26 protein-coding genes and 2 pseudogenes are annotated in these 24,589 nt (G+C 62.4%); 21 read left to right on the top strand and 7 right to left on the bottom strand.

Features of this window, described 5'->3' with window-relative positions:
• The first annotated feature begins 20 nt into the window (after positions 1-20).
• The gene (locus tag ACF0H6_RS18145; protein ID WP_395250881.1) at positions 21-263 is read left to right on the top strand and encodes a hypothetical protein; all 243 of its coding nucleotides are present in this window, start codon (positions 21-23) and stop codon (positions 261-263) included.
• Between the two features lie 31 nt (positions 264-294).
• Here the strand turns inward: ACF0H6_RS18145 and ACF0H6_RS18140 are convergent, their stop codons facing one another.
• Entirely contained in the window at positions 295-2,175 is a 1,881-nt protein-coding gene (locus ACF0H6_RS18140; RefSeq protein WP_395250880.1) for a polysaccharide deacetylase family protein, read from the bottom strand.
• Positions 2,176-2,439: 264 nt separating this feature from the next.
• On the opposite strand from ACF0H6_RS18140, the pseudogene ACF0H6_RS18135 reads away from it, so the two are divergent.
• A pseudogene (locus ACF0H6_RS18135) lies at positions 2,440-3,547 on the top strand (glycosyltransferase family 4 protein); the annotation flags it as partial.
• A gap of 140 nt (positions 3,548-3,687) precedes the next feature.
• Positions 3,688-5,030, top strand: a pseudogene (locus tag ACF0H6_RS18130) (UDP-glucose dehydrogenase family protein); the annotation flags it as partial.
• A 70-nt stretch (positions 5,031-5,100) separates the two neighbouring features.
• On the opposite strand, the gene ACF0H6_RS18125 reads toward ACF0H6_RS18130, so the two are convergent.
• Positions 5,101-6,093, bottom strand: a complete 993-nt coding sequence (locus ACF0H6_RS18125) for a patatin-like phospholipase family protein (protein WP_395250879.1) — start codon at positions 6,091-6,093, stop codon at positions 5,101-5,103.
• A 250-nt stretch (positions 6,094-6,343) separates the two neighbouring features.
• On the opposite strand from ACF0H6_RS18125, the gene ACF0H6_RS18120 reads away from it, so the two are divergent.
• The 4 genes from ACF0H6_RS18120 to ACF0H6_RS18105 all read left to right on the top strand — a co-directional run bounded on the left by ACF0H6_RS18120 (position 6,344) and on the right by ACF0H6_RS18105 (position 9,186).
• Positions 6,344-6,910, top strand: coding sequence for a TetR/AcrR family transcriptional regulator (locus tag ACF0H6_RS18120; RefSeq protein WP_395250878.1), 567 nt, complete (start codon positions 6,344-6,346; stop codon positions 6,908-6,910).
• A gap of 52 nt (positions 6,911-6,962) precedes the next feature.
• Positions 6,963-7,898: an SDR family NAD(P)-dependent oxidoreductase gene (locus ACF0H6_RS18115; protein ID WP_395250877.1), complete on the top strand. Its 936-nt coding sequence runs from the start codon at positions 6,963-6,965 to the stop codon at positions 7,896-7,898.
• A gap of 208 nt (positions 7,899-8,106) precedes the next feature.
• Entirely contained in the window at positions 8,107-8,535 is a 429-nt protein-coding gene (locus tag ACF0H6_RS18110) for a hypothetical protein (RefSeq protein ID WP_395250876.1), read from the top strand.
• 207 nt (positions 8,536-8,742) lie between these two features.
• The gene (locus ACF0H6_RS18105; protein WP_395250875.1) at positions 8,743-9,186 is read left to right on the top strand and encodes an NTF2 fold immunity protein; all 444 of its coding nucleotides are present in this window, start codon (positions 8,743-8,745) and stop codon (positions 9,184-9,186) included.
• On the opposite strand, the gene ACF0H6_RS18100 is transcribed toward ACF0H6_RS18105, so the two are convergent.
• Together ACF0H6_RS18100 and ACF0H6_RS18095 are read right to left on the bottom strand one after the other, a co-directional pair.
• The gene (locus tag ACF0H6_RS18100) at positions 9,183-10,187 is read right to left on the bottom strand and encodes a LuxR C-terminal-related transcriptional regulator (RefSeq protein WP_395250874.1); all 1,005 of its coding nucleotides are present in this window, start codon (positions 10,185-10,187) and stop codon (positions 9,183-9,185) included. The genes ACF0H6_RS18105 and ACF0H6_RS18100 overlap by 4 nt on opposite strands.
• A 31-nt stretch (positions 10,188-10,218) precedes the next feature.
• Positions 10,219-11,748, bottom strand: coding sequence for a hypothetical protein (locus tag ACF0H6_RS18095; RefSeq protein ID WP_395250873.1), 1,530 nt, complete (start codon positions 11,746-11,748; stop codon positions 10,219-10,221).
• Positions 11,749-12,139: 391 nt separating this feature from the next.
• On the opposite strand from ACF0H6_RS18095, the gene ACF0H6_RS18090 reads away from it, so the two are divergent.
• The gene (locus ACF0H6_RS18090; RefSeq protein ID WP_395250872.1) at positions 12,140-12,718 is read left to right on the top strand and encodes a VanZ family protein; all 579 of its coding nucleotides are present in this window, start codon (positions 12,140-12,142) and stop codon (positions 12,716-12,718) included.
• A gap of 257 nt (positions 12,719-12,975) precedes the next feature.
• Here the strand turns inward: ACF0H6_RS18090 and ACF0H6_RS18085 are convergent, their stop codons facing one another.
• A complete protein-coding gene (locus ACF0H6_RS18085) occupies positions 12,976-13,179 on the bottom strand; it encodes a cold-shock protein (protein WP_028266315.1) in 204 nt (67 codons plus the stop codon).
• A 255-nt stretch (positions 13,180-13,434) separates the two neighbouring features.
• On the opposite strand from ACF0H6_RS18085, the gene ACF0H6_RS18080 reads away from it, so the two are divergent.
• From ACF0H6_RS18080 to ACF0H6_RS18055, 6 genes are all read left to right on the top strand, one after another.
• Entirely contained in the window at positions 13,435-13,701 is a 267-nt protein-coding gene (locus ACF0H6_RS18080) for a type II toxin-antitoxin system Phd/YefM family antitoxin (protein WP_395250871.1), read from the top strand.
• Between the two features lie 8 nt (positions 13,702-13,709).
• Positions 13,710-14,090: a type II toxin-antitoxin system VapC family toxin gene (locus tag ACF0H6_RS18075; protein WP_395250870.1), complete on the top strand. Its 381-nt coding sequence runs from the start codon at positions 13,710-13,712 to the stop codon at positions 14,088-14,090.
• A gap of 50 nt (positions 14,091-14,140) precedes the next feature.
• Positions 14,141-14,917, top strand: coding sequence for an alpha/beta fold hydrolase (locus tag ACF0H6_RS18070; RefSeq protein WP_395250869.1), 777 nt, complete (start codon positions 14,141-14,143; stop codon positions 14,915-14,917).
• Positions 14,918-14,978: 61 nt separating this feature from the next.
• Complete coding sequence (locus ACF0H6_RS18065) at positions 14,979-15,767, top strand: ABC transporter ATP-binding protein (protein ID WP_395250868.1); 789 nt, start codon at positions 14,979-14,981, stop codon at positions 15,765-15,767.
• On the top strand, positions 15,760-16,473 hold the full coding sequence (locus ACF0H6_RS18060) for an ABC transporter permease (RefSeq protein ID WP_395250867.1): 714 nt from the start codon (positions 15,760-15,762) through the stop codon (positions 16,471-16,473). The genes ACF0H6_RS18065 and ACF0H6_RS18060 overlap by 8 nt, the downstream gene beginning before the upstream one ends.
• A 156-nt stretch (positions 16,474-16,629) precedes the next feature.
• Entirely contained in the window at positions 16,630-17,715 is a 1,086-nt protein-coding gene (locus ACF0H6_RS18055; protein WP_395250866.1) for a thioredoxin domain-containing protein, read from the top strand.
• A 77-nt stretch (positions 17,716-17,792) separates the two neighbouring features.
• On the opposite strand, the gene ACF0H6_RS18050 is transcribed toward ACF0H6_RS18055, so the two are convergent.
• Together ACF0H6_RS18050 and ACF0H6_RS18045 are read right to left on the bottom strand one after the other, a co-directional pair.
• The gene (locus ACF0H6_RS18050) at positions 17,793-18,404 is read right to left on the bottom strand and encodes a glyoxalase (protein ID WP_395250865.1); all 612 of its coding nucleotides are present in this window, start codon (positions 18,402-18,404) and stop codon (positions 17,793-17,795) included.
• 84 nt (positions 18,405-18,488) lie between these two features.
• A complete protein-coding gene (locus ACF0H6_RS18045) occupies positions 18,489-18,848 on the bottom strand; it encodes a VOC family protein (protein WP_395250864.1) in 360 nt (119 codons plus the stop codon).
• A 161-nt stretch (positions 18,849-19,009) separates the two neighbouring features.
• On the opposite strand from ACF0H6_RS18045, the gene ACF0H6_RS18040 reads away from it, so the two are divergent.
• From ACF0H6_RS18040 to ACF0H6_RS18010, 7 genes are all read left to right on the top strand, one after another.
• Positions 19,010-20,245 carry a flavin-containing monooxygenase gene (locus ACF0H6_RS18040; protein WP_395250863.1) on the top strand — a complete coding sequence of 412 codons (1,236 nt, stop codon included), beginning with the start codon at positions 19,010-19,012 and terminating at the stop codon, positions 20,243-20,245.
• A 210-nt stretch (positions 20,246-20,455) separates the two neighbouring features.
• On the top strand, positions 20,456-20,875 hold the full coding sequence (locus tag ACF0H6_RS18035) for a YciI family protein (RefSeq protein ID WP_395250862.1): 420 nt from the start codon (positions 20,456-20,458) through the stop codon (positions 20,873-20,875).
• Positions 20,876-20,882: 7 nt separating this feature from the next.
• Positions 20,883-22,154: an RNA polymerase sigma factor gene (locus ACF0H6_RS18030; RefSeq protein WP_395250861.1), complete on the top strand. Its 1,272-nt coding sequence runs from the start codon at positions 20,883-20,885 to the stop codon at positions 22,152-22,154.
• Positions 22,155-22,602: 448 nt separating this feature from the next.
• A complete protein-coding gene (locus ACF0H6_RS18025) occupies positions 22,603-22,797 on the top strand; it encodes a hypothetical protein (protein WP_395250860.1) in 195 nt (64 codons plus the stop codon).
• A 131-nt stretch (positions 22,798-22,928) separates the two neighbouring features.
• Positions 22,929-23,165, top strand: a complete 237-nt coding sequence (locus tag ACF0H6_RS18020) for a WXG100 family type VII secretion target (RefSeq protein WP_395251355.1) — start codon at positions 22,929-22,931, stop codon at positions 23,163-23,165.
• Between the two features lie 147 nt (positions 23,166-23,312).
• Positions 23,313-23,753, top strand: coding sequence for a hypothetical protein (locus ACF0H6_RS18015; protein WP_395250859.1), 441 nt, complete (start codon positions 23,313-23,315; stop codon positions 23,751-23,753).
• Between the two features lie 265 nt (positions 23,754-24,018).
• Complete coding sequence (locus ACF0H6_RS18010) at positions 24,019-24,378, top strand: T6SS immunity protein Tdi1 domain-containing protein (RefSeq protein WP_395251354.1); 360 nt, start codon at positions 24,019-24,021, stop codon at positions 24,376-24,378.
• The last annotated feature ends 211 nt before the right edge of the window (positions 24,379-24,589 follow it).

Raw genomic sequence — 24,589 nt, 5'->3', positions numbered from 1 at the left:
ACGGATGCATAGTGGAACCCATGCACAAAGGGGTTGACCGGAGCCTGACCGGCAAGATCGGCCGGGTCACGGGGCGAATCGGTCCTGGCACGGTGGGGGAAGTCATGCTGCCGTTCCATGGCGGCACCAATGCCTTTCATGCCCATCCCTTCGACAAGACCAGTGTTTTCAATGTCGGAGATGAAGTCCTGGTGATCTTCTATGAGCCACCCGGGACGGTCTTCGTTGACGAGCTGCCAGACGTACTGAGGGCGGCTAAATAGCCGCCCTCAGCATGTATTTCGGTTGACAGGATCAGCCCAAAGCCGGAGCCCCCACGGTGTCGTACATCGCGTAATCATCGGTGGTGACAGATCCGTTGTTGAACAAGCTCAGCCCGAAGCTAACGGCAGTCGCCCCCGCGGGGAGCACCGGCGTCGTGAAGCTTGCCTGCGTGTATGTGCTGGCGGCAGCCAGCCACGGTCCCGAGGTCCAGTACACCCAGTTGCCCGAGGCGTCACGATAGTACAGAGCGAACTGTGTGACGGCCGTGGACGTATACCAAGCGCGCACCGAGTAGGTGTGGCCGGCGACGGCGGGCGGCGCGCAACTGCCGCTGTCCATCGTCGGAAGCAGCTTCGCGTCACCGCTCGAGTAGCCCGTGATGGTGAGCTTCTCCGCCTTCGTACCCGTGTGCGCGGTAGCTACCGTGCTGAACGCGGCGGTGTTGGTGCCGTATCCGCCGGCCTGCCAGCACTGCGGGAACGCGCCCGCGCCTGCTGTTTCAAGGCCGGGGTTCTGCACCAGATTGGTTCCGGCCGCCGGCGGGGGCGGTGGTGTCACGGTGGCGACGTCGAACATCTCATAGTCGTCCGTGGTGATCGTGCCGTTGCTGAACAGGTTCAATCCGAAGCTGATGCCGTTCGCGCCGGCAGGCAACGCCGGGGTGGTCCAGGTGGCCTTTTGGTACGTTGTAGCAGCGCCGAACCACGGGCTGGAGGTCCAGTACTTCCAGGAACCTAGGCCGATCCGGTAATACAGCTCGAACTGGGTGTTTGTGCTGGACGTGTACCAGGCCCCGATGTTGTAGCTGTGTCCCGCGGTTGCTGTCGGAGAACAACCGCCCAGGTCGAGCGCGGGCAGCAATTTCGCATCTCCGTCAACGTACCCGGTAACGGTCAGCTTTTCGGCGACGTTTCCTGTATGACCGGGACTGACGACGGCGAAGGCCGAGGTGTTTGCGCCATAACCTCCGGCTGCCCAGCATTGCGGTATCCCATTCTGCTGGGTTTCCAGGCTTGGATTCTTGATCAGGTTACCGGTGCCTTGCGGTGGGGCCTGCGGTCCGGAGACCAGCGGTTTGACGGTTCCGCCGATCACTTGGTTCACCGTCTTGACGGTAGTGGTGGCCGGGCGCGCCTTGAGCCAGGTGGCGAACTGGCTAAACAACGTAGGCGTGATATTCAGTGGATCTGTGCTGGTTGCCGAGATGTGGTGGAAGGTGAGCTGGACCCATCCGCCCGCCGGCTCCGCCTGGGTGACGGCTTTCTGCAGATCAGCCAAGGTCCACGTGTTGTCGACCTCGTCAGGAGCAGCGGTGAGGTAAGCATTCGCGGGCGGGATGCTCTCGGCCACGGGGCAGCCGGCGCAGCCGAAGCGCGTCTGGATGTCGCCTAGTCCGCGCGCAGTGTTGAAGCCACAATTTTTCACGATGGTTTGAACCGATGCGTTCTCGGAAGCGAAAGGATAGGCGAAGCTCGTGACCGAGAAGCCCATGTTGCTGAGGTTCACCCTGTCGTTGCAGATCTGGCGGGTCGCTTCGTCGGCCGGGAGATTGACGAGATCCGGGTGGGTGACTGTGTGGCCGCCGATCTCGTTACCGCTCGCCACGAGCCCCTGCAGGTCCGACGTCGTCATGTAGTTGGGGTTGTTGAGGAAGCCGGACGGCGTGAAGAAAGTACCCACCAGGCCCAGGCCCTGCATAGTCTGCGCGGCGTTGAGTTGATCCGCATTTGCGTCGTCAAAGGTCAGGGTCACCACCGTGGGATTGGCAGCTTGGGCTGCAGGTGCGGTGATACCGGCGGTGACGCCGGTAAATGCAAGCACCACCACAGCTGTGGAGAACCACGTGAACCATTTGCCGGGAATCGTCCCTTTGAACGTCCGGGGCTGGTCAGTAGGGGTAAACAGTTTCATAGGGTATGGCTCGATTCTAGGCAGCGACCTGCGGGTCATACGGGCGGCGCGGGGCGAAAACACCCAGCACGGGGTTCACTTCCTTGTCAGGGTAAAACGGGGCGCAAATGCGGAATAAGAGTGTGTTGTACCCGTCTTTCGAACTCCCAGCGGGTGATCCAGCAAAAAACTTCTAAGTAACCGCAGCAGTTTGTTAACCAAACCTTCCCCCTGATGTCACGCCCATTCCCCCGCTTCGCCAACCGCCGCGCACACCGTGGAGGGGTGAGGATCGCTATCGTTGCCGAATCATTTCTGCCGCTCATGAACGGGGTTACCCACTCCATCCTGCGGGTGCTGGAGCATCTGCAAGAGCGAGGCGACGAAGTGATGGTGATTGCGCCGTCGACGTCGGACACTGCTGTCACGGACGTCGTGAACGGCGCGTTTGTCCACCGGCTCCCTTCCGTACCCCTGGCCGGGTACACAAATGTGCGGGTGGCGTTGGGCGGCGTGAGCCGGGTCAAGAGAATCCTTGCCGACTACGCGCCGGACGTCGTCCACCTTGCGTCTCCTTTCGTCCTCGGTTGGCGGGCTGTACAGGCTGCGCACCAGCTCGGCATCCCCACGGTGGCGATCTACCAGACCGAGGTCCCCAGTTACGCGGCTCGGTACGGCGTACCCATCCTTGAGAACTGGGCATGGAACCGGGTGGAAAACATCCATCTTCTTGCGGACCGGACATTGGTCCCGTCCACGTTCGCGCTCAACCAGTTGCGCGGACGCGGGATCCTGCGGGTGGACATGTGGCGGCGCGGTGTGGATACCGCGCGCTTCTCTCCCGCCAAGCGCTCGACGGCGTGGCGCACCTCGGTAGCCCCCGACGGCGAGCGGATCATCGGCTATGTGGGCCGCCTTGCAATGGAGAAGCAGGTGGAAGACCTTGCCGTGCTGGCAGACCTGCCGGGCACAAAGTTGGTCATTGTCGGCGATGGTCCGCAACGCGCGGCCCTCGAAGCAGCACTGCCAAGAGCAGTCTTCACCGGATTCCTGGGCGGCGACGAGCTGGCTCGGGTTGTGGCGGGATTTGACCTCTTTGTTCATCCTGGCGAGTTCGAAACGTTCTGCCAGACCATTCAGGAAGCCATGGCCTCCGGCGTTCCGGTCGTGGCCACCGGCCGCGGCGGTCCCCTCGACCTGGTGGAAAACTCACGTACCGGTTGGCTCTATGCAGCCAGGCAACCTCGCGCAGTTGCGCGGTTACGTCCAGGACCTCGTGGGCGACGACGCCAAGCGCCGCGCGTTCGGAGCGGCAGCGTTCGCTTCGGTGCAGGGACGGACATGGCCCGTGCTGAGTGCCCAACTCGTGCAGCATTACGCGGCAGTGATCGCCGGCGATGCCTTGGTTGAACCGGTCGCGACACCGCCGTCGAACCTTCCCCACGGCCATCAGGCAGCCGATTTCCACGCGCCGGATCTTCAGGCACCTGAATCCGCCACTATTTCTGCGACTTCCAGCAAAGGACTCCCAGCATGAAAATCTCCGTTGTAGGCTGCGGCTACCTAGGCGCAGTACATGCCGCCACGCTCGCGTCGATGGGCCACACTGTGGTGGGCATCGACGTCGACGCCCAGAAGGTGGCCCACCTGAACAAGGGCTTCGCGCCCTTCTACGAACCCGGCCTGGATGAACTTCTCCAGGACGGATTCGCCACCAAGCGCCTCAGGTTCTCCACCGATTTCGCTGACGCCGCCGACGCACAGGCCCACTTCCTGTGTGTAGGAACCCCGCAGTCCAAGACCTCGGATACCGCGGATCTCTCCTACCTGATTGCAGCCACGAAGAGCCTCCTCCCCCACCTGGCGAGTGGCGCCGCCGTCGTCGGCAAGTCCACCGTTCCCGTGGGAACAGTGGACATGCTCCGCGGCATCCTTGCCCGCAGGGCAGACATCCTGCTTGGCTGGAACCCCGAGTTCCTGCGCCAGGGCACGGCCGTGAAGGATTCGTTGGTGCCGGACCGGCTGGTCTACGGTGTGCCGGGCGGCAAGGACTCTGCCGCCGGTACCCCCGTGACAGCTGCGCTCGACGCCGTCTACGAACCGCTGATTTCCGCAGGGATCCCGCGGCTCGTCTGCAACTTCGCGACCGCCGAGCTCATCAAGTCCGCGTCCAACGCATACCTGGCCACGAAACTCAGCTTCATCAACGCCATGGCCGAGCTCTGTGACGCCTCAGGGGCCGACGTCACTGAGCTCAGCGAAGCGATGGGTTTGGATCCGCGCATCGGTAACCGCTACCTGCACGCCGGACTTGGCTTCGGCGGCGGCTGCTTGCCGAAGGACATCCGCTCCTTCCGTTCGCAGGCACAAGCGCTGTCCGTGGCCTCCGTTGACGAATGGATGGGCGTGGTCGACTCCATCAATCTAGGCCAGCGCGCCCGCACGGTGGATGTGGCACGCGAAATGTGCAAGGGCTTCCTCTCCGGCCGCACCGTCACCGTGCTGGGCGCCGCCTTCAAGCCGGACACCGACGACATCCGCGACTCCCCTGCCTTGGACGTCGCACTCAAGCTCGCCGCGGCCGGCGCCCACGTGACCGTGACCGATCCCAAAGCCATCAACAACGCCTGGATGCGGTACCCGCAACTCCGCTTCGAAGCGTCCACCACTCGCGCGCTCGAAGGCGCCGAGTTGGTGCTGCTGCTCACAGAGTGGGACGAGTACCGCACCCTTTCCCCGCCGTCGCGGGTTCACGCGTACGACGCCGGATGGTGCTGGACGCTCGGAACGTCCTCGACGCCCGGGCGTGGCAGGCGGAAGGTTGGACTGTCCGCGGGCTCGGAACCGGCAGCTACGCTGGGGCCGCTGAGCCTGCTGAGCCTGCCGCGCCGATTGCCGAAGCCAAGCCGATCGACCGCTCCGCCGAACCGGTCAACACACGGCCGTTCATTGTGGGCTCACCGGCCAAGGCGCCTGCAACGCGACGGTAAGCTGCCCGGCCAGGGTTCTGCCCTGGTTGTAGCCGGCCCGGGCAGCTGGCGGACGCAGTGACGGATCCATCGCATTGGCGCCGAACATTTTCTCGGAGTCGGCATCCGGGAAGATCGTTTCGACTCTGCTGCCGCTTGCCCGTAGTTCGTCTACCTGCGTTGCGAGATGCATGCCCCACTCCGCCGGAGTCCGTGATCTGCCGCCGAATGGTGACAGCACCAGCACTTGCGAGTACCCGGCTGCCAGGTCGGCATTCTCGGCGTTGGATCGGTAGCCGCCGTCGATGTATCGGCCACTGCCGATGCTGTAGGCGAAGCCACTGGAACAGCTGGCAGCCACGGCGTCCGCCAAGTCGACCCCGCTGTGGCGGTCGAACACGACCGGTTCGCCGGTCTGGGCATCCACCGCCGTGATGAGTATCCGCCGTTCCGGCCAGAGCTGACTGGGAAGCCGAGTGGCGACGGTGGCGCGCCACTGCGTTTGCGCAGCGCTGTGCGGCGTCGGATCCATCTCGAGGGCCCACGTACCCATTCTGCGGCGCATGTCGGCCGCATCCTTGGCGGCAGCGATGATTGCGCCCGTTGTTTCCAGGTAGTTCACCGTCGGCCTCGTCGGGGCAGGTCCACGGCTGGATCCAGCCGGGGCAGGTCCACGGCCGGATCCGGCCGGGGCAGTCCGTGCCTGGGGTGCAGCGTCGAGGATTGCGGTAAGCAGCTGGGCCGGAGTCGCGCTGGTTATTTGGGCAGCGGCCGTCGATCCCGCCGACGTCCCGATGATCAGATCGGCCTTCGTCACATCAAGACCGGCCTCGAACAGGCCAGCGATAACGCCGATCAGCCACGCGTTGCCCGTGGACCCGCCACCACCGAGGACCAAGGCTGTACGGGAGGGGTGTTCAGAGACGTCGTGAGAGATGGTCTCCGGGTTGAACTGAAGTGAATGATTCATAGCCGTAGCTTTCTGGGAGGATATGCAGAGCGCTCCCCGCGACGGCTACGTCAGTCGCGCGATCGTGAATTCAAAGGAGCGCCCAGAGTGGACAGTGTGTGCATCGGGCTCGCCTCCTCAAATCGTGTCACGTTCGCTCACAACCGTACCGGTTTCGGCCCGGCGTGCCAACCGAGGTAACGGGCAACCTGCCGAGTCCGCCTGGTTTGAGTCTATTGACTGACTAGACACTCTCTTATAGTGTGACGACATGGCTAGACCTAAAAGCGCAGAACGGCGGGATGCGATTCTGGCAGCCGCTGCTGATGTCATCGCGGTTCAGGGGCTGAGCGTGTCCACCGCAGCGATCGCCCAGAAGGCGGGTGTCTCAAACGGCTCGCTGTTCGTCTACTTCGACACGAAGGCGTCGCTTTTGAATGAGCTCTATGTCAGTCTCAAGACCGAGATGGGAGCTGCCGCTGTCGAGCACCTTCCAAGCGAGAGTGACACACGGGAGCAGGTCTTCCACATGTGGAACCAATGGCTGAACTGGGCCACCACGTTCCCCGAGAAGAGACGAGCGCTCGCCCACCTGCAGGTATCAGGCGACATCACCGCGGAAAGCCATTTGACCGTGAGTACCGCATTCAGCGGCATCGCGGACTTGCTCGAACGAAGCCGGGCAAACGGCCAGATGCAGGCGGCACCGCTGAGCTTCGTCCTCGCCCTGACCACCGCGATCGCCGAGACCACCATCGATTCGATGCTGAGCGATCCCGCCCAGGCCGAGGTTCACCGAAAACTGGCATTCGATGCCATGTGGCGGATGCTCGCCTGACATACGCCGTTTGACGTACCGAATAATCACGAACGATGACAGAGGAGCCGACATGACAGCGTCCACCCCGGAAGAAATGGAAACGAAGGCTTGGATCATTACCGGCCCGACCTCCGGCATAGGGCATCGCACGGCGCTCGAACTCGCCAAGCACGGCACGGTGGTGCTGGTCGGCCGCAGCCGCTCCAAGCTCGACGGGATCGAACAGGAGATCCTGGCTCAGGGCGGACATGCCGTGTCTGTCGTCTGCGATTTGTCCGACATCAGGAGCGTCGGCACGGCCGCCGCTGAGATCGCCGCGCTCAACCTGCCGATCGCCGGCCTGCTGAACAACGCCGGCGTCATGTCGATGCAGTCATTCCAGACGGCACAAGGTTGGGACGGCACGTTCGCGACCAACCACCTCGGGCCGTTCGCGCTCACTGAAGCACTCATCCCCCACCTGCCCGACGGCGCGAACGTCGTGTTTATCTGTTCCGCCGTGGAGGATCCCGAGCGCAAGCCCGCCACCGTCGCAGGCTTCCGCGGCGCCCGCTACCTCTCCGCAGAGGCGAGCGCTCGCGGCGAATGGGCCACCGGCGGTTCTTCGCTCCCGGGCGGGGATGCTTACGCCACCTCGAAGCAAGGCAATCTCGCCACCGTCTTCGCCTTCGCGCGGGAAACCCCGAGGTTGCGCTTCAACGCCGTCGAGCCGGGCTTCAGCCCCGGTTCGGGGCTCGGACGGGATGCGAACATCGTGCTCCGGCTTCTCTCGAAGTACGTCCTCTCCCCGCTCGCGCCTTTCATCAAGTACTGGAGCACCCCGAAGCTCGCCGCCCGCGTCATCACCAAAGTCCTCACCGACGAAACGGGCGGCACCGGGGTCTACTACGACGAAAACGCAAAACCAATGCTCGCATCAGTGCAGGTCCGTGAGCCGGCGTTCCAGGATCGGGTGGTTGCCGAGACCCGAGCCCTACTGGCCACCGTCCGTTCGCCGAACACGTAGACGGGTCCGTTCGCACACGTAGATCCAGCTTTTTTGCACGCAAAAGCCGCTGCGGGCGCACTGAGTTTGCGCTTTTCACCACGCAGACGCCATTTTCATCGAGACAATCGGAACTAGCGTCGATCCGGCGCGAAGGTCGCCTGGCTTCGTACTGAACGACAGTCCGATCCTGGCCCCTCGGAATCTGCTGCCCAGAAAGACAACCCCCATGACGGCTGAGTTGTACCGCTTCCTTCCAAAGATCCTTGGTTACCTGACCGCCGCCTTCTCGGGTATTTCGGCTGTACTCATTTGGACCTTTCCACCCGCGGAAGGACTCAGGACTCTTGATCCGCTCGCCCTGAAGAATACGATGGTCGCCCTCCTCCTGGCGTTTGGCACAGCAGCACTCTTGGCAACTGTCTTAAGTCCGGCCCGGAAATGGCTGCTCCCCAAGATCGCCATTTTCGCTCTCGCCGGGTTTTCCAACTCAGCCGCACTCGGCCCGGAAGTGACCGTCCCGTTCCAGTGGACGACGTCGGCAATCGCCACTGTCTGCGCGCTCGGCGTTGAGGTCCTCACCATTGTCGCGTTCGTGGACTCGGTCCAGGAGAGGAATGCCCAGCAAAGCACACCGTCGTGGGGGGAAACGCCCTGACTGAAAGCCAGGGTCCCAAAGCCCACTGAGTGGTGATCCGGCTTGAAATGAGCAATCCACTACGCGCGGTGTAGGTGTTCTGTGGGGCTACCACCTAATTCGTCGATTTTGCCACTCAATTCAACCCATTTGAACACCTACTGCCCCAGGGCCCACCTACCGTACTTCTTGGTCTCGACTGGAACTAGGAGAGGTACGTGGAAATTGATGCTTGTAGATGTTCGAAGTAAATCAAACGGCCCGGCGCTGCGGGCTTTTGTGGACTTCGTTGATGCCATGCACGTTTGGGAGACAAAAAGCTATGCGGCGATTGCTCCCTTGCTGGAAAACCGCAAGGTCGCGATGAACGAAATGGCAGAAGCGAACCGCGAGCTTGAGCGGATCTTCGAGAAGCACTTGATTCCCGGCAGTGGCGATCGTCGCAGAATGGATTCCAACGGGATAGGTTATCCGCCCACGTACGATGCGGACCGGGATGTCATCAAACTGGAAAAGTCCGCGGTGGATGAAGTGACGTTCCGCTACGTGCAGACGATTCGTCCCAGAGCGAGGTTACGGTTCACTGTGAGGCGGGTTGCCGACAAGTGGCGGTTGCTTGATGGCGAAATCTTTGATGCCCGGCGCTCAAAGTGGCTCAAGTTCGTGATCTAGCGGAAGGGGGACGAAACCCGGACGAGGTCAAAGAGGGCGGCGCGCGATGGACTTCCCGTCTTACGGAGCGCGTTGGAAATATGACTTTCTACGGTCCTGGTACTGATTCCCAGATGCTCGGCGATCTCGGGATTGGAGCGATGCCCGGCCAGGGCCGCTACTTCAATTTCCCGCATCGTCAGAGGTGAATAGCTTCCGGAATTAAACGCGAGCGGCTCATCTGGCGACGGAAATCGAGTCGCAAAGATGGCGTAAGCCCGGTCCATCGCCGCTGCCCCAATGCTGTCGTCTACGAATGCATACCGTTTGAAAGCTCCGCGGATCAGCATCCGCACCTGATAGAAGTCCGAGTCGGGCTCGTAGTGCTGGAGCAGCACCCCGAGCAATTGGTGGTCTTCCTCCACTACGGCTGCCGCAATTGCCACCAATTGATCGTGCGACGTCGAGGCATGCTCCTTGAGGATCTGCCGAAGGAGGTCAAGGACCTTCCGGCCCGGAAGCAGGCAGGTGAAGAAGAGTGCGGAATACGCCGCCTCCATGACGTAGCCACGTTCCAGCTGCCGTTGAATGAGACGAGTGGCTTTCCCGTCGAATACAGCGGGGATGAGGGGGCGCCCGGCGACGATCTCGTAGACTCCTTTTGCAGTCCCCGGGAGTGGGCCGATATCTTCAGCTTCGCGCCGCGCCTGGGTGGCAAGGGTCGCTGTGGGAGAGATCGCCGTCGTCGCGGTCCTCAGTCCCGCAAGCCGAAGCATGGCGTCGTGGAGTGAATCCACGAGGAATCCTGGCCGTCCCATGGCAAAGACGGTGCCCATCAGGTACTCGGCCTCGTCGAAATAGCCGCGGTAGATCAGGGCCTGGGCAGCCACATAGCTATTGGCCACCAATCCGAATTGATCCAGGTTGCGGCGGGCCTCTGCGCGATGGTCGAGAGCAAGGACAATTGACTCCTCAATCCGCCCCGAGCTGAACAATGCCAGTCCGCGGATGAACGGTTCCATTCGTGCAAGGCTCCTGAACCCGCCTGACGAGTCAATTGCTTTGAGCGCCGCCGAAGGGTTGAAGCGGTAGAGTTCCAGCGACGCCCCGGATGCAGGCTATAACGCCGCTTTCAGGGTGACGATCGTGAAGGCGGGCGAAAATGTCGTCGAGATTCTCCGGCATTCTGTCGTAGGACGCCACGAGAAAAAGTTCAGCCGCATCGGCCTCGACGGACCATTCGGGGCGTTCCTTGCCGAAGCTCCTGAGGACTTCTGCTGCGCAATCCAGCCCGTTGCCCGAATAAATCGCCCAAAGCGCCTTGGTAACTGCCAGGAACAGGAGTTCACGGGAGTCGCCATCCGAGGCCGGGGTCTGGGAAAGCACACGCTCAATTCTCGACGCGTCAATGGGAGAACCCCAGTAGCCGCTCAGTACTGCGACGGCGTTCGGGACTGATTTGTCGATCTCCCACTGATCGTAACGGTGGCGCTCCCGGGCCGAGACTTGCTCATGAAAGTGGCGTGCAGAGGCTGCGTCGTCAGAACTCCTTTCGAGGCGAAGTGCGCCCAAAACCCTCATCAGCGAATCGGCGGAGGTGACGTCAACCTGGGGTTCCTGTGGCAAAGCGCTCAGGGTCCGTGTGATTCGGTTCTTCAGTACCCGCCGGTTCGTGAGCACTCTTTGACCACGGAAATAGTCAGACAGGAGCGGCGGCGTGATCGCAACGCTGACACTATTGGGCATATCCTCTATGACGGAAATGAAGCCGCGCTGTTCGAGCCTGTCCAGGACGTCCGCGTGGACAACTTGTTGCAGCACATCGATGGGCACCGTACCTGCGATGGCCATGGTTTGGAGGCCTGTGAGCTCGTCGGCTTCAAGTCCTTCAAGGAGGGATTCCACGCTGCCGTGGAGGTGCTCATTCCACAGGGTGTCGCCGGTCATCTGCCATTGACCGCGGCGGAGCGCGATCAGATGACTGAGGGACGCTGTTTCCGCAATACGAACCGCAAGCCGGGGATTCCCCGCGGATTTGGTGAGAATCCGGGCCGTGGTGTCAGCGTCTGCCGGAGCCCCCATAAAGTCGGTGATGAGCTCGTTCACTTGCTCGTAGCGAAGCGGATTCAGGTGAACCCTCGCTTCGGGACCAGGGCTCAGGGCGGCCAGCTGCCCTTTCGAGTAGATAGAAGACTCGCTCATGGTCACGATCATGGGCCGCCTGGTCCTACGACGGACGGCATCCAGGACGGCTACGGTCTCGGCGTCCACGAACTCGAGGTCATCGACTACAAGCACTCGCTCCCCTGGCCTGGCGAGCCGTCCTGCCAGCGTGTCAGCCACACCCAGCACGCCCAATTGGCCTATTCGGATATCCAGGCTCAGGCTGTAAATTCCGCCGAACGGTATTCCCCGATGCGAACGGAGTCCCGAAATGAAGTAAATCGTGGTGCCGGTTTTCTCCAGATCGGCAATGACTTTCTGCACGACACTTGTGCGGCCGCTGCCAGGCGCACCGACTATCCCAACCATCATTCCGCGAGCAACGTAGTCCAGCGTTCGCCGAACTTCTTGTTCGAACACTCGCGATCCAACTTTCTCTGACGTCTGCGAAAACTTTCCAAAGGCAACCGTAGGTTCAGGAACCGGCGTCTACGTGCTGTTTTGACGAAACTCAGTGCCCGCGCGGGGGCGTCTCCGTGTGCCCACCTGCGGTTTTACTTGGCATCTCCGTGTGCGCGCGCGACGACTCAGTGTTTCAAGCACCCGAAGGATGAGGCTTTGGCGGTGACAGATCTTCATGGTCCTCCTGGTGGTGGTCTCTTGATTTCGACGTTACGGGGACTTCGCGGCCGCCTCTAGGCCGAACCTTGCGTATGTGGATATTTATTCGAATCGTCTTTTCGTGACTCGAACATACTTTCTAGTATTTGCTCACAGGAGCACGACAGGTTTCCTCTGTACCGTCCTGAGAATGCGTGTACAACCGAAACCCGCCGCGGTCACGGATGATGATGTGCCGAGCTGGCGACTCACCACGAAACGGGCGCAAGCGGAGACCGTGGCCATCTTCGCCGTCTTCGCCCTCTACGCGGCCTTCCTGCTGAAGCTGCTTCTCTTCTCTCGCGCACCGGGGTCGGAGAGATCGATCAATCTCATCCCGTTCGCAACCATCGCAGAATACGCGTTCAGCCACTCACCCGGGACCGCGAGAGTGGCGTTCGCCAACGTCGTCGGGAACATCCTGATCTTCATCCCGCTCGGGGTCTACGCATCGTGGCTCCGACATCGGGCGGCATGGCTGGCCATGCTCACGGTCGCCTCGGTCAGCGTCGCCGTAGAGATCATCCAGGGCGTGTTTGCGGTTGGTGCATCGGACATCGACGATGTGATCCTGAACTGCGTCGGAGGCCTCATCGGAATACTCGCATTCTGGCTGCTCTCCGCGATCCTGCGCGAGCGATCCCGAGTACGGACCGCGATGGCCGTGTTGTCACTGCTTTCGATGCCCCTCTGGTACTACTTCCTCTTCATCATCCGACTACACATGTGAACGCAACCCACCAGCCCCCGGACAACGACGGTCCTGACCCTCTTTGACCGCGAAGTGGCCTTCTGAATGGCGTGTCGGCGGCGTGTTGCGCTAGGAGCTCCTCCAAAGAAGGTCAGGAAGGCTCCTGAACCCGCAAAGGCTGGGCCGGACGCACATGGCACACCCGTGATTTACACACGTTTTGTCCTATAACCCAGAAATGGGCACAAAAAAGCAGGGCCGGTCAATGACCGGCCCTGCTTTTTGAAATCCGAAGCTTAGAGAGCCTGGATGTTTACAGCCTGGGGACCCTTGGGGCCCTGCTCGACGTCGAAGGAAACCTTCTGGTTCTCTTCGAGGGAGCGGTAGCCACCCGAGTTGATGGCGGAGTAGTGAGCGAAAACGTCCTGGCTGCCATCTTCCGGGGAGATGAAGCCGAAGCCCTTTTCAGAGTTGAACCACTTGACGATACCTGTAGCCATTTTTTCAGTTTCCTTACTGAAGGTGGAGGTTGTCCCGACTGTCGGGCCTCCGGTGTGGGGTGTTCTCCACCGTTACTTCAGAAGGTCGCGGTTGATGAACCGCGGGAACTGCCTGAACTACCAAATGCCAAACACAACAACAGCTACAAGCATACAGGGGATTGGACATATGGCTAGTATTCGTAAAAATTCGTCTTCTGAGCCGCACTCAATCCGCCCCCGACGGGCGGTGCTACGATTGCTACGGAGGCAATCATGACCACGATCCCGCACCGCGAACTGCGCAACAACAGCAGCAAGATTCTGGAGCGAGTCAAGAACGGCGAAATCATCGATGTGACCAACAACGGGGAAATTGCGGCCACCCTCATTCCGCCTTCCGCATCGCCGTTCGAACGGCTGCTCCAGTCAGGCGGCGTCCGCCCTGCTGCTGAGGATCCCGTGGACTTCAGGCTAGTGCCACGCATCAAGAGCGAAACAAGCACCTCAGACATGCTCGCCGATCTGCGCGGCGATCGGTGATCACCTACGTGGACACGTCAGCCGTCCTCAAGCTCCTCGTTGATGAACCGGAGTCCGCCGCCCTCGCCGAGCATCTTTCGGCTGCCCCCGGAAGCGGACACCGGCTCGTGGCGTCGATGCTCCTGTACACCGAGCTTCATTGCGCGGCGCGTCGGCGGGGGCTGGGCGCGGAACCAGTCAACACCGTTCTGAGCGGCATCAATCTGGTGGACGTCGCCCGTTCCGATCTGATGTATGCGGCGGCGCTTCCCGGCCGCTTGCGGAGTGCGGATGCAATCCACCTGGCCACCGCGATCAGGCTCCAGGCGGATCTGTTGGTCGCTTACGACGGCGAACTCCTCGCCGCTGCTGTTGACGCTGGCGTCACTGTCCTCTCGCCGGGAAACTAGGCCGCTCCTCCCCCCCTCCGCCAGCCCCGGGACAGGCGTACAGTTCTGCCATGGAGCGGATTAGGGTCATCCTTCTTCCGGGCAGTGTTCTTCCCGCCCAACCGGCATATGGCGCGCTGATCGAAGCGCTGGGGCCTGACGTCGACGCCGTCGCGAAGGGCCTGGAGCTGTACGACGGCGATGAGCCGCCGCGGGGATGGAGCCTGGACACCGAGATCCAGGGCATCCTTCGGGAGGCGGACGCCCGCGGCTGGGAAACGTTCCATCTGCTCGGCTATTCGGGCGGCGGGGCGGCTGCGCTTGCCTGTACTGCCAAGCATCCCGAGCGCCTGCTGAGCCTCACACTCCTCGAGGCGGCTTGGGCCGGCAATTGGGACTGGAGCCCGGCTCACGTGCAGCTGTGGAAGCAATATGAACTGCTTGAGGCGCTTCCGCCTGGTGAGTTCATGGCCGGGTTCATGAGGCTGGGTGTGAAGCCCGACGTCGTCCTTCCGCCTCCGCGGGAGGGCGGACCGCCGCCGTGGATGGCCAAGCGACCCGCCGGCATCAGGGCGTTCCTGCAAGACTTCAAGACTTACGATCTGGACCGGGCGCGGTTGGCGGCGTTTGAGTGGCCGGTGCTGTTCGTCCTCGGCGGCCTGAGCAACCCGGATGAATATGGCGAGATTGCTGAACGGCTGTCCACGGTGTTTCCTGACTTCCGCCTCGAGGTATTCGAGAATCGCCACCACTTCGATCCCCCGCACCGGATCGAACCCGAACTGCTGGCCGGGATGCTGCGGGAGCACTGGGAGCGGGCGCAGAGAACACGAGGTTCCCGCATATAGACTCATCGCAACGGCGCCCTACCATGGGGTGGGTCGGCCAGCCTGAGAGGGATGCGGCTCGATGAGTGAAGTGAATATGCCGGCACAGCCGTCGGTTTTAGACATCAGGGACTTGCGCGTCGCCTATGGCGAGCGGACCGTCGTCGACGGCGTCAGTTTTCAGATTCATCGCGGTGAGATCTTCGGCCTCCTGGGTCCGAACGGTGCAGGGAAGACGAGCACACTGAGTGCCATCGAGGGGTTGGTCAAGCCGAAATCCGGTCGGCTGCTGGTGGACGGAATCGACGTTCAAGAAAAGCCGCTGGACGCGAAGGCGCGGCTCGGAGTGCAACTGCAGTCCTCCAGTTTCCAGGCCGAGCTCACCATTCAGCAGATCGCAAGGCTCTACGGCGGGCTCTATGGGGTGAAACTCTCGCGAGAGCAGATCGGTACGAGCATGCGGGCCATCGGGCTCGAACAAGAATTGGGCAAACGGTTCAAACAGTTGTCGGGAGGGCAACAGCAACGGCTCGCGCTATTCATTGCCACCATCCACAACCCCCTTCTTCTCCTGCTGGACGAGCCAACCGCCGGGCTGGACCCGCAATCACGCCGCGGACTCTGGCGTCGCATCGAGGAACTCCGGGGTGAAGGCAACAGCATTCTCCTCACCACTCACTCGATGGAAGAAGCACAGGCCGTGTGTGACCGGGTGGCGATCATCGATCATGGGGTCCTTCTCACGGTCGGAGAACCATCGGAGCTGATCGACAGGCATAAGGAGGATCCGCGCGTGCTGTCAGTAGCCCACGGAGCGCCCACCTTGGAAGACGTGTTCATCGGACTGACAGGAAGTGAGATCCGTGACTAACGCCGGGGTAGATACCGCCCGCCCGCCGCTGGGCCTGGCGATGGGTTCGCTGCTTCGCGCGGACTCCATTGTGATGCTCAACGGCAAGACCTCGCTTGTCTTGAGCGCCGCACTGCCGATCGTGATCCTCGTGGCCACCACCTTCGGCAAAGGGCAATCGCGGCTCGGAGGATCCACCCTCATCATCGGTTTGGCCTTGACCCTTGGGCTGCTCACTTCGTGCTTGCTCGGCTTTACGCTGGCCCTGGCGCACGACCGGGACATCGGCGTCCTGCAAAGGCTGCGGGTAACGCCGGCGCCGAACTGGATGATCATGACCAGCCGCCTCATCGTGCAGGTAGCAACCAATCTGATCGCTTCCATCATCGTGGTGATCGTCGGTGCAATCGTTCACGGCCTGACACTGAATGTTGGCCAGTACCTCTTGGTCATCACCGTCGCCCTACTCGGGGCTGCCGTCTTCCTATCAATCGGGCAAGCCCTTGTCGGGTTAATCCGGTCCACCAACGCCATCAGCGCGATCGGCCGGCTGCTCATGATCGCCCTGTTGCTCCTCGGCGTCCTGGGCGGAACCGGCATCCTCGGCGACACAATCAAGGCCATCTCCGACTGGTCTCCCGTCGGAGCCCTCATGACGCTGTTTTCGGATGTCCTGAACCAGTCGGCCTGGGCGGCCAGGACACCGGCTCGCTCCTGGCGTGCGTAGCTTACGTCGCGGTGTTCGCGTTCATCGGAATCCGTTGGTTCCGATGGGACTCGCGGTAGGGCCAATTAACCGCGACGCCGCAGGTACTCAGTAGGCGCTATGCTCTAGCCATTGGGGGAGCGAAGTGCTCCTGCACGCGAGAAGGGAGCACTTCAGATGAGCGACTACAACCAGCCCGAGCCACCTGCGTGGCCTCCGCGGCCTTCGGCGTCCTTCGGGAACCAGAACAACCCTTGGCCCGAGCTGCGGCCGGCCTATCCCCCGCCGCATCGGCGTACCGAACCACTGGCCATCGCCTCCTTAGTGTGCTCGTTCGGCATCAGCCTGCTCGGCGTTGTCTTCGGGCATATCGCTCTCTCGCGGATCAGACGGAGCGGCGACGGCGGCCGCGGGCTCGCCATTGCAGGCCTGGTTCTGGGCTACACCGGAATTGCGGGGGGCATCCTCGCAGCCGTGCTCGGATTGGCTCTGATTTCCTCCGGGATCACCATGAGCTCCGGACCGTTGAGGGGCAGCCCGGCTCCCTCTCTTTCGCGTCTCCCTGACAAGGGGCCTAGTCCGGCGAATATGAACTCCAACGGCGGGATCACCCTAGGTGCCGGCGGCCAGGTGGTCCCCGTCCCGCCGTCGAGCGTCGACGCCTCAGCCCTCCCCTCCCCCGTCCCGGCCGCTCCGACGTACGGCAACCCGCATGCGCCAGGGATCGAGGCCGCACCGAAGGGCCAGCCGGCCAAGGTGGTTGTGTATGTGGATTTTGGTTGCCCCTCGTGTGCCGACTTCCACAAAGCCTCCGCGACAACCCTTGATCTGCTGCGCAGCGAGGGGAAGATCACCGTGGAATACCGGCCCGTCGCTTTCCTCGATTCGGAATTCACCACCAGGTACCCGTCACGTGCGGCCGCCGCTGCCGCGTGCGTCGCCGACGAGCACCCGGCCGGGTACGCGATCTTCATGGCCGAGCTGTACGCGGTCCAGCCAGCTCGAGGATCTGCGGGCCTGAGCGACCAGCAGCTGAAGTCCTTCGCCTCGTCAGCCGGCGCTGATGCAGCCAAGTGCATCGACGGCGGCACGTACCTCGCGTGGGCACGGTACTCCAACAGGCTCGCGTTGAACAGCGGGATCAAAGGCGTCCCGACGGCGTTCGTAGACGGCAAGCAGTGGGGCGGCGGCACGTCGACCGGATTGAGCTTCGTTCAGTTCCTCCAGGCAGACCTCATCGCCCGCGGGGGCACGGGGACGTAAGAGGCGTCGACCCAGGTGCAGCGATTTCAAACTCGCGACTCCCGCCGGCACCCGGTGCAAAAGGGACCTCATCCGGCTCACGCTGATGCGGCCTCCCACGCGAACCCATCGGGATCGGTGAACGGGCCGGCGTCGCTGCCGATGGTTAGCCTGTGCGATCCGCTGCCGTCAGGTGAGACGCCGGCGTCCTTGGCGAGGGCGCGGCGCGCGTAGAGCCCCAGTTGGACGGGACTCGACGGCATGGCGAACTCGACGTATTTGCCGAAGCTCTTCCCCACGGAGAGGCCCCGATCCCCGTAGAACCGTTTGCTCGCGGCAACGTCCGCGACTGCCATCAGGAGCACGATCTTCTCGACCTCGCGGGTAGCCGGACCGGTCTCCTTCTTCGCCGACGTCGCGACCTTCCAGATCGCACCGTCCGGAGCCTGGACGACGCCGCCGTAGCCCCACAACGACTTCTCCACCGGCTTCAGCGTCGTGGCGCCGGCTTCCACAGCGGAGTCGATCAGGCTGCTGACGGTCGACGGCTGCGACACGACGAGCGACAACGTGAACCCACGGAAGCCCGCCGTCGGAGCTTCCGAGGTCCGCACGCGCACGCGAGGGCCCAATCCGAAAGCGGCTTCGTAGAAGGCGGCGGCGGCCGTGGGGTCGGGAACTTCGAGGGTGACTGATTCTATGGAGGTCATGGCGTTTCCTTCAGTGAGGCGGGCTGGTTCGTGCTCTCGACTTTATGCCGAGGCCCCACTGAGCGCTTCTCCGATCCTGACCAATCAGTCCAGGCAGAGGCACAAAGGATGACCGGCGGGGTCAAGGAACACCCGGAATGACGTTCCCGGCTGGTGTTCGTGCTTGGTCGCGCCGAGCTCGAGAACAGCTGCCTCAGCGGCGTCGAGGTCCTCGACCACGACGTCGAGGTGCATCTGCTGCGGGACGTCCTGGCCCGGCCATTGCGGCGGTTTGAAGGAATCGACTTTCTGGAAGGCCAGCGAATCGCCGTAATCGGCGCGGACGGACCACCAGTCGTCGTCGTTCCGCTCGACTTTCCATTCGAGCAGGGCGCTGTAGAACTCAGCGAGGATCTTGGGGTCGGGACAGTCGAGCACTACAACCGGGAAGCGTGCGATAGCCATGGCCAACACTCTAGGACCGTTTCCGGACGAGTGCATCAAGTTCGTCCGTTTCACGCAACCGGTCCCAGCAGTGCTGTCCACCGTACTTCCGATTTGACCCCCTCCTCCCGTACCGGAATCGCCAGGCGTAAAGTTCTGCCAATGGACCGGAAGGATCGCTCATGGAAATCGACACCCTCGTGGTCGGCGGTGGCCAGGCGGGACTGGCCACGAGCTACTTCCTCAGCCAATCCGGCGTCGAGCATTTAGTCCTTGAACGGCGAGCCGCGCTGGGTGGCGCGTGGCAGGATCGCTGGGATGCGTTCGTGCTGAACACGCCGAACTTCTCGCTGGATTTGCCCGGCATGCCGTACACCGGTCCGGAGCCAGAGGCGTTCATGGCGCGCGACGATGCGGTGGACTATTTCCGGGACTATGCCCGGAGGATCGATGCGCCGGTCCGGACCGGCACGGACGTCACGCGGATCTCGACGTCGGATGGTGGCTTCAGCGTTGAAACGGCCGACGGCGGCTGGCGGGCGCGCAACGTGGTGCTCGCGACCGGCGCGTATCAAATACCGAAGATCCCTGCGTTGGCCGCAGGACTTCCCGGTAGCGTCCTGCAGCTTCACGTCCACGACTACCGCAATCCGGAGCAGTTGCCGGACGGCGCCGTGCTGATTGTCGGGACAGGGCAGTCGGGCGGGCAGATCGCGGAAGACCTGCTCGAGGCCGGGCGTGAGGTGCATCTGGCCGTGTCGATGTGTCCGGAGGCGCCGCGCAGGTATCGCGGGCGGGACATCATCTATTGGATCCTGCAGGCCGGAATCCGCGGGCCGCAGTACGGGGTCAACGCGCTGACGGTTGGGCAGTTGCCCTCCCCCGCGGCACGGTTCGCCTGCAACCCCCTGCTGTCCGGCACCGACGGCGGCCACGACATCCACCTCCGCGAGCTCGGCCGCCAGGGCGTCCGGCTGCACGGGCATCTGGAAGCAGCCGACGACGGCGAACTCGTCTTCACGGACGACCTCCCCGAACGCCTCGCAACGGTCGAGGCCGGGTTCGGCCAACGCATGGGACGGGCGGTGGACGCCTACATCGCCGCCGCGGGGATCGACGCCCCTGTGTCTTCGCCAGCGCCGGCGGACGACTGGCTGCCTTCTTCGTCGCCGCGGGTCAACCTCGCCGCCGAGAAAATCACCTCAGTGCTGTGGGCAACCGGGTACAAACTGGGCCTTGGTTTTGTGGACATGCCTGTTTTGGACGCATGGAGCTACCCTCGCCATGTCCGCGGAGTCACCGAGCATCCGGGGCTGTATGTGGTTGGACTTCCTTGGCTGACGGGGCACTACTCGTCGATCGTTGGCGGGGTGGGCGTGGATGCCGAGTATGTTGCGGGGTGTGTGGCGGGGCGGTGAGGCTGAGGGCCCTCGGCGAGGTCACCGACCGGCTCGAGCGTCACGGAATCGCACCAAATAGTGTGGCGATCGCTATCCAGCGGGTTCCGTCAGCCTGCGGACATCTCAGTGCGCCAAATAAGTTTTCGGTTTGCGTCGATCTGCCCTCGTGCCGTTCGACCTATAGGTGAGAAGGTCGAAGGGCGACCTTCCAGAACCAAGGAGTATGAAATGGCCAAGTACATGTTGATCATGCGGGCAACCGACGAGTCGTACGCCAACTTCGCGAACATCGACTTCTCGGAAATCATGGAGAGCATGGGCAAATTCAACGACGAGCTGATCCGCGCCGGAGTGCTTCTGGCGGCCGAGGGCCTCGATGATGCGAACGATGGCGTCGTCGTCGACTTCACCGGCGATACGCCGGTGGTCACCGACGGTCCTTATGGGGAGACCAAGGAACTGTTCGCCGGCTACTACATCCTCGACGTTGCCTCCAAGCAGGAAGCGATCGAGTGGGCCAAACGGGCTCCCCTGACGGCGGGCAGCAAGACCGAGATCCGCCGCGTCACCACCATCGACGAGTTCCCCCAGGACAATGAATGGATCCAAAAGGAACGCGCCTGGCGCGAGAAGACCGGACAGCTCTAAGCCGGCAATGACAGGACACGAGGCGAGGGGCGCCGTCGAAGCGGTATGGCGGATGGAATCCGCCCGGATCGTCGGCGCCCTCGCCCGCTACACCGGAGACTTCACGCTCGCCGAAGACCTGGCACAGGAGGCGCTTGCCGAGGCGCTCGTCTCCTGGTCGGTCAACGGAGTACCGGCCCAGCCTGTCGGGTGGCTGCTGACCACCGGCCGGCGTCGCGCGATCGACATGTTCAGAAGGCTCGCGGCACGCGACGAGAAGTACACCCTGCTTGCCCGCGAACTTGCCGAGGAGGCACCCGGCGCGGACGTGCTGTTCAACCCCGAAGCAATCGACGACGACGTACTGGCGCTGATGTTCATCTCATGCCATCCCGTGTTGTCGAAGGAGGCGCGGCTCGCGTTGACCCTCCGGGTGGTCGGCGGCATGGGCAGCGACGAGATAGCGGCGGCCTTTCTGGTCCCGGTGCCGACCATCCAGGCGCGCATCACACGGGCCAAGAAAACGCTTGCGGCTGCCCGCGTGCCCTTCGCCCTACCGGAAGGTCACGAGGTAGCGGAGAGACTTGGCTCGGTGCTCCAGGTCGTCTACCTGATCTTCACGGAGGGTTCTTTCGCCTCGGGCGGCGATGAATGGATCCGCCCGGATCTGGCCAGCGAGGCGCGCCGGCTGGCCCGCGTGTTGGTGCGCCTCGCGCCCGAGCCGGAGGTGTTCGGGCTGCTCGCACTGTTGGAACTGACCGCCGCCCGGTTTCCGGCCCGGCTCGATGCTTCCGAACGCCCCGTACTTCTTGAGGACCAGGATAGAAGGCTGTGGGACCAGTCTGCTATCCGGCGCGGACGTGCGGCACTCGCGCGGGCGGTTGGGGCCGGACGTGGACTGGGCGCGTACGGACTTCAGGCGTCGATAGCTGAATGCCACGCTGTGGCGCGCTCGGTAAGGGAGACCGACTGGCAGCGGATCGTCATCCTCTACGAAGCCCTCGGACGGCTGACTCCATCACCCATCATAGAACTCAATCGTGCCGTCGCAGTCGCGATGGCCTCCGGTCCGGCGGCCGGCCTTGCGCTGGTCGACGCGATCACATCACGGGGCGAACTGGCCGGATCCCACCTGCTCCCCGCGATCCGCGGCGAGATGCTCATCCGGCTCGGCCGCCGCGACGAGGCGCGGTCTGCACTACTGCAGGCCATTGAACTGTGCGGGAACGCCGCCGAACGCGCGGCGCTCGAGCGCAAGCTCGACGTTGGCAGCGGGCCTCGTCGACAACCTCCGCTATGATCCGTCCGCCGCTGGACACACTCCGCACGAAGACCCCAGCAGCCGTTACCCGAGCTGCCTGACGCGGTCGCCACTGCCCAAGCCAACACAAGCCGGCCCAAACGCAACTGTGCTCCTCGACAGCCGTCCCGCTCGAGGATCTCTCAGCGTGCCGCGAGCAGGCCCGAATTGCTCAACTTGTCATCGGCCGCCCGCACCCTTGTCATATACGGTCGAAGAGCGCGAGGATCACGTCTGCCAGCTGCGTCATGGGATCTGCGGGATTGGCGGAACCAACGCGAATCGGATCGGCCATGTTTCGCACCCCGATGCAGCGCAGCCGGCTAAGTCGTGGATGAGGTTCAGGGTGTCCCGGATGGTACGGCCCGGCCAAGCAGCGACTAAGAAGTGTGACGGTTCGTTCAGAATGGCGGCTAATTCGCAGTTGGGAATGGGGCTTGGACGTCCTATGCGCGAAACCTTCCGTGGGGCCTCTTTGCCGACGGATCCCACGGTGAAAGGCCCGGCACCCGCACCGGTTCCGCTGATCCACCAGATTATTGCGGCACCCGCCACCGACCCCTTCGCGGGGCTGGCTAATAGCCAGGTTCCTGACTTGAATTCATCCTCGACCAATGCCGCGAACGGGGGGCTGCTCGGCTAGGACCCGACTCCCACCGCGCTCGGGCAGGCGGCAGCATCGTGACGGGACGCTGGGTGGTTGTCCGGGATATGTCCATCCTTTAGCCTAATTACGAGTCGATTCCTTTTCTGAACCTTCAGGTGGTGACCAGCATGGCCGATGTGCGCGTTGATGGCGGGGCCCTGGAGGGCTTTTCCGGGTCGTTAGCCGCCCATGCGGGTGAACTGGAGCGCCGGGTCGTGGCGTTGCAAGCCCGTGCGGACCAGGTATTGGGGAGTTCTTGGCAAGGAATCACCGCCAACGAGCTGAATGCGACTTTCGGGCGTTGGGTTGACGGTCCCGGGGTGCGTGGGAAGCACTTGCTGCCCTGTCGGCCTTCGCCGGCGTGAGTGCCTCTTCCTTCACCGTTACCGACGAGAGCCTGGCCAGAATCGCCGCGGCCGCCACGGGGGCCGCCGGTGTGAAAGTCACGCCGGAGCCGGTGTTGCCGGTCCCGTCTCACGGACGCAAGCTGTTTTTAAAAATTAGGGGCGTTAATGAATAATCGCATCGCAGAATTGCAGACATCATTAGGAAATTCCTTAGTTCAAGCGTACTCCTCGCATGACTGGGAAATTATTACCATGTTTTACGGAGAGGTCGGTCAACTAGCGCAGGCGTCCAGTGAATGCACGGACGCCCAGGGTGTGCCGCATTATGAGTCGATTCCAGATTTGGCCGACGATGCCTGTGCAGCGTTGAAGGATGCTTGTGCGACGCCCGAGCATGGAACTTGGCTCTCCCTAAATGTGAAGATCGTTCGATCCACGGGACAGCTCAACGTCACGTACAACTACGATGAAAAGTCCGAATGGGACTTTGACCCCCAACCGGAGAACTACCTCCTGGAGCTTGAACGCTACCCCCGACCGGCCCGCGAAATTCCTGCCTGGTATCCGAAGCCTGAGAATTACCCGAATTGGCATGAGGAAGCTTAAAAAATAGGTGCAGTCGCTCCTTGTCGGTTGGGTATTTGTCAGATGTCATGGCACCGACGCTCCGAGTACCGGAGTCTGGGAGGGGCTTCATGACTGGCATCGCTGATTTCGTTGCAACCGGGACCATGCCGCAAGCGGCGATTAATAGGTGGCGATTAATAGGTACGGGCCGCTGGTGCCACCGGAACTTGCCGTGCTGTGGACCGACTACGGGATTGGTACCTTCCGTGACGGCTAACTCCGGGTGATCAACCCGGATGACTGGATGCAGCTCGTCTCGGACACCCATAAAGGCTTTCGGTCCTTGATCCCGATTTTGACCACTGCGATGGGCGACATTATCGGTTGGGACGGCGAGCTGCTCCGGTTGCTGGATTATCGTCACGGATTGGTACGAACTTTATTTGCAGAGACATTTTTTGTGATTGACACGCAAAGCCCAAAATGTATGGAGTCAAAACTCTTCTGCGAACCTTATCCTCAGGCTCGCGAACGATTCGGTACCCCGGAGCCTGGTCAGTGCTTCGGCTATGTACCGATCCTGCTGGCGGCGGCCCAAAGATGGTGGAGAACCTGCAGACACTCGACATGCACACCCATATTGAGGTCATTACGGCATTCATAGGGCCGCTCGACCGATTTGTATCCTATTAGCCACTGTCGCATTTCCTGTTTAGCCCAATGCGAGTCGACAATGCCCAATTCGACCTACGTGGTTGACGGTAACAGCGAGAGCTGCTGGTCATGCTGTCCCGGGCGCGCCACGGCTTCGTCATAACAGGGGCGTAATTGACCGCCTGACTTGGCTCATTTGCTTAGACAATATGAAGTGGGAC

The sequence above is a fragment of the Arthrobacter sp. NA-172 genome (assembly GCF_043952055.1).
GTDB lineage: Bacteria > Actinomycetota > Actinomycetes > Actinomycetales > Micrococcaceae > Arthrobacter.
This window is presented reverse-complemented; position numbering and strand designations above follow the sequence as displayed.